This window comes from Accumulibacter sp., assembly GCF_031732815.1.
In the GTDB taxonomy this organism is placed as follows: domain Bacteria; phylum Pseudomonadota; class Gammaproteobacteria; order Burkholderiales; family Rhodocyclaceae; genus Accumulibacter.
In genome coordinates this window covers 1-3,411 of sequence record NZ_JAVMKF010000320.1, presented here as the reverse complement: position 1 = coordinate 3,411, position 3,411 = coordinate 1, and the positions used below count along the sequence as shown (strand labels likewise).

Annotated in this window: 3 protein-coding genes; all 3 read left to right on the top strand. The window is 62.6% G+C overall.

Translation table 11 applies throughout. The features are described 5' to 3' along the window. Positions 1–31 precede the first annotated feature (31 nt). A complete protein-coding gene (gene neuC, locus RKP46_RS19710) occupies positions 32–1,171 on the top strand; it encodes a UDP-N-acetylglucosamine 2-epimerase (RefSeq protein ID WP_311108202.1) in 1,140 nt (379 codons plus the stop codon). Positions 1,172–1,183: 12 nt separating this feature from the next. Continuing rightward, positions 1,184–2,677 carry a hypothetical protein gene (locus tag RKP46_RS19705; RefSeq protein ID WP_311108201.1) on the top strand — a complete coding sequence of 498 codons (1,494 nt, stop codon included), beginning with the start codon at positions 1,184–1,186 and terminating at the stop codon, positions 2,675–2,677. Continuing rightward, positions 2,674–3,411: glucose-1-phosphate cytidylyltransferase (gene rfbF / locus RKP46_RS19700; protein ID WP_311108200.1), on the top strand; the 738-nt coding region annotated here is incomplete at its 3' end. The genes RKP46_RS19705 and rfbF, both read left to right, overlap by 4 nt.

Sequence of the window (3,411 nt, the reverse complement as noted above, 5' to 3'; positions counted from 1 at the left end):
GCTGGGAATTCCTGCAACAGGACGATTTGAAATGAAGAGAAAGATTTGCGTGGTAGTAGCCAGCCGTGCCAACTACGGGCGCGTGAAGTACCTGATGCGGGCCGTTCAGTCGCATCCGGACCTGGAACTGCAGGTGATCGTCGGTGCATCGACGCTGCTCGAACGCTTCGGCAAGGCGATCAACGTCATCAAGGCGGACGGCTTCACCCCCGTCCGCTCCATACACTACGTGATCGAAGGGGAAACCCTGGCGACGCAGGCAAAGTCGACCGGCCTCGGCATCGTCGAGCTGTCGTCCGCTTTCGAGGATCTGCAGCCGGACATGGTGGTGACGGTCGCGGATCGTTTCGAAACGATGGCCACCGCGATTGCTGCGACTTACCTGAATATTCCGCTCGTACATCTTCAGGGGGGCGAGGTGAGCGGCAACATCGACGATCGGGTTCGTCATGCCATCACGAAGCTGGCCGACCTCCATTTCGTCGCTTCCGAGCTCTCGGCGCAGCGGGTGGTTTCGATGGGCGAGAATCCCCGCTACGTCTTCAACTACGGTTGCCCGGCGATGGACATCCTGGCCAACGAGGACATGTCGATCTCCAACGAGCAGATGTCGCGCTATCTCGGCGTAGGCAGGCCGATCGACTGGTCCAAGCCCTACGTGCTGATGATCCAGCATCCGGTGACGACCAGCTACGGGCACGGGTTCGAAGAGGTCAGCCAGACACTGCAGGCGCTGAAGTCCATTCCGGATATCCAGAAAGTGGTGATGTGGCCGAACGTCGATGCGGGCAGCGACGACGTTTCGAAGGGGATTCGCCATTTCCGCGAGTTCAACATGAACGAGCCGATCTACTACTACAAGAACTTCTCGCCGGAGGACTACGCCCGCGTGCTGAACAATGCCCTGTGCTGCGTCGGGAACTCCTCGTCCTTCATCCGCGAGGCGGCTTATCTCGGCGTGCCTTCGGTGATCGTCGGCGACCGCCAGCAAGGTCGGGAGCATGGCCGCAACGTCGTTTTCGCGAGCTACGACCGCGACCATATTGCGGCACAGGTGCGCGCCCAGGTGGATCACGGCCGCTATGAGCCGGATTACCTGTTCGGGCGGGGGGATGCCGGCCAGAGGATCGCCGCCGAACTCGCGACGACCGATTTCCGGCATGGCGCGTAAGGGGTTGTGGCGATGAAGGTAGCGTTCATCGGCAACCAGGGGGGGCGGGAAGTCTACGCCTTCTATGCCGGCATGGCGAAAGCCTTGCACGACGGATTCGGTGCCTCCAGCCGGTTTGCCGTCTGGCTCGATGGCGAGCGATCCGACCTCGTCGGCCAGGGGTTTGTCGATGCCGACTGCCTCAGCTTCGAGGCGCATGTCCGCAATGCTCCGGTTGCCGGTGACGACGAGATCGATCGTCTCGTGCGCGACTACCGGGAAGTGAACTGGTCCGAGGTCGTGGCGGCGGAGCGCGCCTTTACGGACTATTCGATGCTGCTCGGGGCAGCGGGGGATCGCAGGGAGTCGCCCGAGTATGTTCGCGGCCTCGTCGTCGCCATCGTCCGTTTTCTGGAGCAGGTGCTCGATGGGTGCGGCGCAATGGTGTGCCAGACGGCGGATACGCTCTTCTCGCTGATTGCCTTCAAGGTGGCCCGCCATCTCCGGATTCCCGCATATGCGATTGCTCCGGCCTGGCTGCTCGAGCCTGGGAAGGGGGGCGGTTTCTTCGCCAACAGCGAATATCTGGAGTGCGAGCGAATGACGCGCTCGTTCGCTGTGCGCGCGGCAACTCCTCTGACGACCGAGGAGCGCGCGCGCGTCGAGACACTGATCCAGTCGATCCGCGGCTTCGACGGAAAGACGGCGTTCAACGCGACCACCTCCAAAGGCAAGACGGCCGGTCGCCGCGCCTTGTCTCCTAACGCCGTTCGCTTCCTCTCCTACCTGAGCGAGAACGCCCGGCGAAACAAGCGCGTCGAGTACGTGAAGATCGACCCGTTGCGCAAGGTGCGCGCTAACCTGCTGCGCATCACCCGCAAGCAGCTGACCCGGAACGCCTTTGGCCCGTCCGACCCGGATTCCATTCCGTCCCGGAGCGTTTTTTTCGCGATTCACTACCAGCCCGAGCAGTCGACGCTCGCGCAGGGCATCTGGCATGTGAACCAGGTGGCGCTCGTCGAGAACATCTCGAAGTCGTTGCCGCTCGGCTACACGCTGGTGGTCAAGGAGCATCCCTGGGGTCGCGGCAACCGGCCGCGCTGGCAGTACGAGCACCTGGCGGGCTTCTACAACGTCGTCTTCTGCGACGCGCCGGCCAAGGAAATCATCCAGCGCGTCGATGCGGTCGTCGCCGTATCCGGCACGGTGGCGATGGAGGCGCTCGTCTTCGACAAGCCGACCGTATTGCTCGGCCGGAATTTCTTCGAGTTTTCCGATCTGATCTATCGGGTTCCGGTCATCAACGACCTGCCCGAGGTGCTCGCGAAAATCCTCGTCGACGGCGACTACGCAATACAACCGGACCGCGAGGAGCGCCTCCATCGTTTTCTGATGGCGTATCTCGATGGCTTGGTTCCGCATTTCCCGCTCCAGGAGTTTGCCGGTGAGTGGGGCTGCGCACTCGCTGCGGAACTCGACCTGAAACCGGTTCCCGGTGCAATTGAACGAAAAGGGAGTCCAGCATGAAAGCGGTAATTCTCGCCGGCGGTCTCGGCACACGCATCAGCGAAGAAACGCATCTCAAGCCGAAGCCGATGATCGAGATCGGCGGCAAGCCGATCCTCTGGCACATCATGAAGATCTACTCGGCGCACGGCATCAACGACTTCGTCGTCTGCTGCGGCTACAAGGGCTACTTGATCAAGGAGTACTTCGCCAACTACTTCCTGCACATGTCCGACGTGACCTTCGACATGGCCAGGAACGAAATGCAGGTGCATCAGCAGAAGGCGGAGCCGTGGCGGGTGACGCTGGTCGACACCGGCGAGAACACGATGACCGGCGGCCGCCTGAAGCGGGTGGCCGACTACCTGCGCGACGAGCAGGCCTTCTGCTTCACCTACGGCGACGGCGTCGCCGATGTCGACGTCTCCCGCCTGGTCGACTTCCATCGTGCACACGGCAAACTGGCGACAGTCACCGCCGTGCAACCGCCCGGCCGCTACGGCGCTCTGCAGATGGACGGCGCTCGCGTCGCCGGCTTCGCCGAGAAGCCGCGCGGCGACGGCGGCCTGATCAACGGCGGCTTTTTCGTGCTGTCGCCGAAGGTGATCGACTACATCGCTGCCGACGAGACCCCTTGGGAATCGTCACCGCTGGAGCGCCTGTCCGGCGAATGCGAGTTGATGGCCTTCGAGCACCGAGGCTTCTGGCAGCCGATGGACACGCTGCGCGAGAAGAACCTGCTCGAAGACCTGTGG